Consider the following 4,627-nt stretch of genomic DNA (forward strand, 5'->3'; position numbering starts at 1 on the left):
GTCGATCCCGCACTCGACCAGGAACTCGGCGAAGCCGGGATGGTCGCTCGGTGCCTGCCCGCAGATGCCGACCTTGCAACCCGCCTCGTGCGCCTTTTCGATCAGCTCGCGGATCTGGACACGCACGGCCTCGTTGCGTTCGTCGTAGACGTGCGACAGCTCGGCCGAGTCGCGGTCGACGCCGAGCAGCAGCTGGGTCAGGTCGTTGGTCCCGATCGAGAAGCCGTCGAAGTGCTCGGCGAAGCGCTCGGCCAGGATCACGTTCGACGGGATCTCGGCCATCACGTAGACCTGCAGGTCCTCACGTCCGCGCTCGAGGCCGTGCTCGGCCATCACCCCGAGCACGCGCTCGGCCTCGTCGACGGTGCGGCAGAAGGGGATCATGACCACGAGGTTGCGGAAGCCCATCTCCTCGCGCACGCGACGGATGGCGCGGCACTCCAGGGCGAAGCCCTCGCGGTAGCGATCGCTGTAGTACCGCGACGCCCCGCGCACGCCGAGCATGGGGTTGTTCTCGTCCGGCTCGAAGTGCTGGCCGCCGATCAACTGCGCGTACTCGTTGGTCTTGAAGTCGCTCGTGCGCAGGATCACCGGGTCGGGGTAGCGGGTGGCCGCGATGCCGCCGATCTCGCGCGCGAGGTGCTCGACGAAGTACTCGCTGCGGTCGTCGTAGCCGCGGGTCATCCACTCGATCCGTTCGCGTTCGTCGTCGTCCTCCACCCGGTCGGTGTGGATCAGGGCCATGGGATGGATCTGGATGGTGTTGTTGACCACGAACTCCATGCGGGCCAGGCCGATCCCCTTGCAGGGCAACGACCACCAGCGCGAGGCGGCCACCGGGCTGGCGATGTTCATCATGATCTCGGTGCGCGTGTCGGGGACGTCGTCGAGGTCGATGTTGGTCTCCTCGAAGTCCAGCCGACCCTCGTAGACCATGCCCTCGTCGCCCTCGGCGCACGACACGGTGACCTCGGAGTCGTCCTCGAGGGTGCCGGTGGCGTCGCCGGTGCCGACGACGGCGGGAATGCCGAGCTCGCGGCTCACGATGGCCGCGTGGCAGGTGCGGCCGCCCGAGTCGGTCACCACGGCCGAGGCGCGGCGCATGGCCGGGACCCAGTCGGGATCGGTCATCTCGGTGACCAGCACGTCGCCGTCCTCGACCCGGTCGATCTCGTCGACGTCGTCGATCCTTCTCACGGCGCCCGCGGCGATTCCCTGTCCGATGGCGGTGCCCGTGATCAGCACCTCCCCGCGTTCCTGCAGGGAGTAGTGCTTCAGGGTGGCGGGCTCGGCGGTCGAACGCACCGTCTCGGGGCGGGCCTGCAGCACGAACAGCTCGCCGCTGTCGCCGTCGCGGGCCCATTCCATGTCCATGGGGCGGTCGTAGTGCTTCTCGATGGTCGCGGCCCACCGGCCCAGGGTGAGGATCTCGTCGTCGTCGAGGACGAAGCTCGAGCGCTCGTCTTCGTCGGTCTCGACCGTCTTCGTGGGCTCGTCGCCGTCGTCGGCGTAGACCATCTTCGACTTCTTGGTCCCCAGGTCCTTGCCGATGATCGGCCGCAGTCCCTCCACGTCGAGCAGGGGTTTGAACACGCGGTACTCGTCGGGATTCACCGAGCCCTGGACCACGGTCTCGCCCAGGCCCCAGGCGGCGTCGATGACCACGACGTCGGGGAAGCCCGACTCGGTGTCGATGCTGAACATCACGCCCGATCCGGCCCGGTCGGAGTGCACCATCGTCTGCACGCCCACGGACAGCGCGACCTTCATGTGGTCGAAGCCGTTCTCCTGGCGATAGCTGATCGCGCGGTCGGTGAAGAGCGAGGCGATGCAATCGCGCGTGGCGGCCAGGACGGCGTCCTCGCCGCTCACGTTGAGGTAGGTCTCCTGCTGGCCGGCGAAGCTCGCCTCGGGAAGGTCCTCGGCGGTGGCGCTGCTGCGCACGGCCACGTCGAGGTCGTCGGTCTCGTAGCGTTCGCCGAGTTCGCGGTAGGCGTCGCGGATCGCGGTTCGCATGTCGTCGGGGAACTCGGCCTCGCCCACGAGCCGGCGGCAGGCCGCGCCCACCTCGGCGAGATTCGAGCCGTCCTCCTCGAGCTCCGACAGTTCGTCGGTCAGGCGGTCGTCGAGGTCGTTGGCGTCGAGGAAGGCGCGGTAGGCCTCGGCGGTGGTGGCGAAGCCACCGGGAACCCGGATCCCCTCGCTCTTCAGCGACTGGATCATGTCGCCCAGGTTGGCGTTCTTGCCGCCGACGCTCCCGACGTCGTCGGAGCTCAGGTCTTCGAACCATCGGGTCCACGTGGTCATGAGTCGGCCCCCGGTCGTGCCGTTTCCTGTTCCCGCATGCCGGCGGCGAGGCGTTCCACGTCGTCGCGTCGGCAGAGCTCGCTGCCCGGCGTGATGACGGCGGCCGCACCGGCGGCCACGCCGTAACGCACGGCGTCGCGCAGGTCCGCGCCGTCGGCCAGGCGGACGACCAGCCCCGCGACCATGCTGTCGCCCGCGCCGATCCGGCTGCGGATGGGCACCGTGGGTGGTTGGAATCGTTCCGCGTCGTCGGCCGTCACGAGGAAGGCGCCGCCCGAGCCGATGCTCACCACGACCGCTTCGAGACCGTGGTCGCGCACGACGGAGCGAGCGGCGTCGACGATGTCGCGGTCGTCCTGCAGGTCCCCGTCGGTGAGCGAGCGGAGTTCACGCAGGTTGGGCTTGATCAACGAGGGCTGGGCACCCAGCGCCGCCTCCAGGGCCGGCCCGCTGGTGTCGACGACGGTGCGCACGCCGTGATCGCGCGCGGTGCGGACCAGCCGGGCGTAGATCTCCGGATCGCAGTGTTCGGGCACGCTGCCGCTGATCACGAATACGTCGAGGTCGTCGAGGACCTCGATCACGGCTTCGTGACAGCGATCGAGATCCTCCTCGCCCGGTGCCGGGCCGGGCATGGTGAAGCGGAACTGCTGATCGGTGTCCTCCTCGAACACCGTCAGGTTCTCCCGGGTCAGGCCCTCGATCTGGATCGCGTGGCGATCCACGCCCTCGTCCGCGAGGAGTTCGCGCAGCAGGTCGCCCATGGCTCCGCCGGCCGTGAACAGCGCCCGGGCCGTCGCCCCGATCTCGGCGGCGGCGCGGGCGACGTTCAGCCCGCCGCCGCCGGGATCGTAACGGACGTCGTGGGTCCGCAGCTTGCGGTCGTGGACCACGCGGCCCACGGCGCAGTGCTTGTCGACCGCGGGATTCAGGGTGAACGTGCCGATCGTGCCCATGGCGTTCTCCGCCGGTCAGGACTTCGTGCCGACGACGCCGGCCATGTGCGCGCTCAGGTCGAGCAATCGGGCCGAATATCCCCACTCGTTGTCGTACCAGCCGAGGATCTTGGCGGTGCGATCGCCCTGGACGCTCAGCGACGCCCGGTCGATCACGCAGCTGTGCGGGTCGCCGACGATGTCGCACGAGACGATCTCCTGCTCCTCGAGGCGCAGCACGCCCTGCAGGGCACCGTGCGCGACGGTGCGGAAGGCACTGACGATCTTCTTCGTGTCGACGGGATCGCGCAGCTGCGCGACGAGATCGGTCACCGAGCCCACGGGCACCGGCGCGCGCATGGCCATGCCTTCGATCCGTCCGGCCAGGTGCGGCAGGGCCCGTTCGCTGGCCTTGGCCGCACCGGTCGAGGTCGGGATCAGATTCACCCCCGCCGCGCGGCCGCGGCGCCGTTTGCGGGCCGCGGTGTCGACCAGTGTCTGACTGGCGGTGTAGGCGTGGACGGTGGTGAAGGTGGCGAGTTCCAGGCCGAAGGCCTCGTCGAGTACGTGGAGCATCGGGACCAGGCAGTTCGTGGTGCACGAGGTCGCCGAGACCACCTGGTGCGCTTCGGGATCGAAGACGTCGTGGTTCACGCCGTGCACGATGTGTGCGTCGGCGTCGTCCGAAGGAGCACTGATCAGCACCCGCGGTGCGTGCTGCAGGTGCCCCGCCGCCTTCTCGCGCGCACGGAAGGCGCCGGTGGCCTCGACGACCACGTCGACGTCGTGGTCGGACCAGCGGATGGAAGTGGGATCCTTCTCCGAAGTCACCGCGACCCGCAGGTCGCCCACGCGGAGTTCACCGTCCTCGAGGGCGACGTCGGACCCCAGGCGTCCGTACACCGAGTCGTAACGCAGCAGGTAGGCCAGGTCGTCGGCACCGACGAGGTCGTTGATCGCGACCACCGTGACGTCGTCGCGGTCGAGGGCCTGACGGAAGACGGCTCGGCCGATGCGTCCGAAGCCATTGATTCCCACACGTGTCTCGCTCATGACGTCTCCTTTCGCCGGTTGGCCGTTCAAGCTAGACCCCGGGCGGCTCACAGGGCGTTCGGGTCGATTCCGCTCGTGGGGGCGGGGGTCTGCCCCATCAGACCCAGCGCAGGGCCTTCAGGATCTGTCCGAGCACCAGCGGCACCAGGCTGATGCCCAGGATCAGCGCCCAGGTCGACGGATCGGGCGGCACCACGTCGAGGACCCGCGCCAGCACGGGCACGTGGGCGGCGGCCAGCAGGAGCCCCACGCACAGCACGAGTGCACCCCACACCCAACGGTTGGTGGTCACGCGGTTGCGCCAGAGGTCGGAGTCGGCCTCGCGCATGTTG

Annotated in this window: 4 protein-coding genes; all 4 read right to left on the reverse strand. The window is 69.3% G+C overall.

The features are described 5' to 3' along the window. The coding region (gene ppsA / locus VKA86_14080; GenBank protein ID HKK72339.1) for a phosphoenolpyruvate synthase at positions 1 to 2,307 on the reverse strand (2,307 nt) is incomplete at its 3' end. Beyond that, complete coding sequence (locus VKA86_14085; GenBank protein ID HKK72340.1) at positions 2,304 to 3,263, reverse strand: 1-phosphofructokinase family hexose kinase; 960 nt, start codon at positions 3,261 to 3,263, stop codon at positions 2,304 to 2,306. The genes ppsA and VKA86_14085, both read right to left, overlap by 4 nt. 15 nt (positions 3,264 to 3,278) lie before the next feature. Further along, a complete protein-coding gene (gene gap, locus VKA86_14090) occupies positions 3,279 to 4,295 on the reverse strand; it encodes a type I glyceraldehyde-3-phosphate dehydrogenase (GenBank protein HKK72341.1) in 1,017 nt (338 codons plus the stop codon). Between the two features lie 97 nt (positions 4,296 to 4,392). After that, a partial coding sequence (locus tag VKA86_14095) for a cation-translocating P-type ATPase C-terminal domain-containing protein (protein HKK72342.1) occupies positions 4,393 to 4,627 on the reverse strand: 235 nt, incomplete at its 5' end.

Source organism: Candidatus Krumholzibacteriia bacterium (assembly GCA_035268685.1).
Classification (GTDB): Bacteria; Krumholzibacteriota; Krumholzibacteriia; order JAJRXK01; family JAJRXK01; genus JAJRXK01.

What these genes read in the sequence shown, in the direction of transcription:
- VKA86_14085 (HKK72340.1), bottom strand. Translation starts at nt 3,263, where the DNA reads ATGGGCACGATCGGCACGTTCACCCTGAATCCCGCGGTCGACAAGCAC.
- gap (HKK72341.1), bottom strand. Translation starts at nt 4,295, where the DNA reads ATGAGCGAGACACGTGTGGGAATCAATGGCTTCGGACGCATCGGCCGA.